This window comes from Massilia sp. ZL223, from assembly GCF_018119395.1.
Taxonomy (GTDB): domain Bacteria; phylum Pseudomonadota; class Gammaproteobacteria; order Burkholderiales; family Burkholderiaceae_D; genus Telluria.
Window position 1 is genome coordinate 1 of record NZ_JAGPWD010000080.1, and the last position, 1837, is coordinate 1837.

The 1837-nt window shown below is 69.5% G+C and carries 2 protein-coding genes and 1 pseudogene; all 3 read left to right on the top strand.

Going from position 1 to position 1837, the window contains the following annotated elements:
* A pseudogene (locus KBW95_RS24410) lies at positions 1-198 on the top strand (GNAT family N-acetyltransferase); the annotation flags it as partial.
* 10 nt (positions 199-208) lie between these two features.
* On the top strand, positions 209-1216 hold the full coding sequence (locus tag KBW95_RS24415; protein WP_211527190.1) for a GNAT family N-acetyltransferase: 1008 nt from the start codon (positions 209-211) through the stop codon (positions 1214-1216).
* A 1-nt stretch (position 1217) separates the two neighbouring features.
* Positions 1218-1837: GNAT family N-acetyltransferase (locus KBW95_RS24420; protein ID WP_211529552.1), on the top strand; the 620-nt coding region annotated here is incomplete at its 3' end.

A 1837-nucleotide genomic window follows, 5' to 3' on the forward strand; every position in this document is an offset into this window, starting at 1 on the left:
GGCCAGTCCGACCACAAGCGCCTGTTCGCCACCCACCAGCGCCAGTGCGCCAATGTGTTCCTGGTGCGGCCCACCGTGCGCAATGCCGCCATCGTCCGCGGCCATGCGCTGATGGAACGCTTCTCGGCATGGGCGGGCCAGGTGCTGGACCGTTACGGGGTCAAGGCGAAAGTGCGCCGGCTGATCCGCCATGGCTGAGGGGCACGACATGGGCACCGATGCGCCGATGCGGCGCGGCTTCGTGCGCGCACATACCGCCGCGGCGTGGGAACAGGCCTATTTGCCCGGCGATGGCTGGCGCGGCCCGCTGGCGGTCGTGCGCACCGCGGGCGCCGAGGTCGCGTTCGCGCGCAAGCGCGCGGGCAAGCTGGACCTATGGGCGCTGGGCGGCTACTACTGGCCGTGGCGCGGCGTGGCCGTCGAGCCCGGCGCCGGCGCGGAGGCGCTGGCCGCGCTCGCCGACGAACTGACCAGGCGGCCCTGCGGCGCCATGCTGCGCATGGGGCCGCTCATCGACGGCGACACCGATACCCAGCGCTTCGTTACCCTGCTGCGCGCGCGCGGCTGGCGTGGCCTGAAGCAGGTGACCGGGCAGGTGTTCGAACTGGCCTTGCCGGCGTCGGCGCAGGCGCTTCAGGCGCAAGTGAGCGGGTCACTGTGGAAAAACATCGCCTACTTGCGGCGCCGCCTCGACAAGCAGGGCCCGGTGATCACGGAACGACATCGGCTCACCGTGGCGCAAGCGGGCGCGCTGCTGCAACGCGCGGCGCTGGTCGAACAGGCCTCCTGGGTTGCGCAACAGGGAGGCGACGTCAAGCTCGTGGGCGCGCCGAATCAAGCCTACTGGTCGCGACTGGCGCAATACGGCGACGGGCCGGAGGTCGTGCTTTGGCTGCTCTCTTGCGGCGCACGCGACATCGCCTATTCGCTGCACCTCGAACACGGGCAGACGATGTGCATCGTGGCCAACGGCTATGACGAAGAGTTCAAGGCGTCCAGCCCGGGCTCGCTGCTCTCGCTCGATATTTTCCGGGACGCGATCGGGCGCGGCCTGCGCCTGGTCGACTGGGGCCAGGGCGACTCCGGTTACAAGCAGCGCTGGGGCGCGCTTCCGGGCGCGCGGATGACGAACCTGATCCTGTTCCGGCCGGGGCTAGTCGGCGCAGCCGGGTACCGGCTGCTGAAAACCGCATTGTCCAGTTGGGAGCCGCTGTAGCATGCGCGCCCTCTGGAACCACGAGCGGGTGGAGCTGCTGCGGGAACGCGGCGGCCCGCGCAGTCTGGGCTTCTGGTTGCTGCGCAAGGCGCTGGCACTCGATGTGTACATGCTGTTCGCGGCGCCGCTGCGCGACGAGGGCACGGCATGCCCGCCGGGCTGTATGCTGCTGCGGCTCGTTTCCGAGGACGACCTGGCGCGCTGTCCCGACGCCCTGCTCGACCAGATTAACCCGCATACCGGGGCCGGGGTGCGTAAGGTGCTCGCGCAAGGTGGGCGGATTTACGCGCTGATCGAAGACGGCGCTGTGCGATCGCAGATCCGGATCGACGTTGGCGCCGCCCGCACCGATACGCCGTGCCCGCTCAAGTGCGAGGTAGGATCGCGCAATGCGTTCCTGAGCTTTTTGTATACGCACCCCGCAAGCCGGCGCGGCGGCTGGGCCAAGAAGCTGCTGGTCGCGACCGCGTCCAGCATGGCGCAAGAAGGATTGCAGCTGTGCTTCTCGCACGTGCAGGCGACCAATTTGCGCTCCGTGAACACCTTCCTGAGCCTGGGCTGGCGGCATGCCGGCTGGCTGTTGGCGAGCCGCGGCGGGCGCTACCTGGGAACCGTCGGCGC

What these genes read in the sequence shown, in the direction of transcription:
- KBW95_RS24415 (WP_211527190.1), top strand. Translation starts at nt 209, where the DNA reads ATGGGCACCGATGCGCCGATGCGGCGCGGCTTCGTGCGCGCACATACC.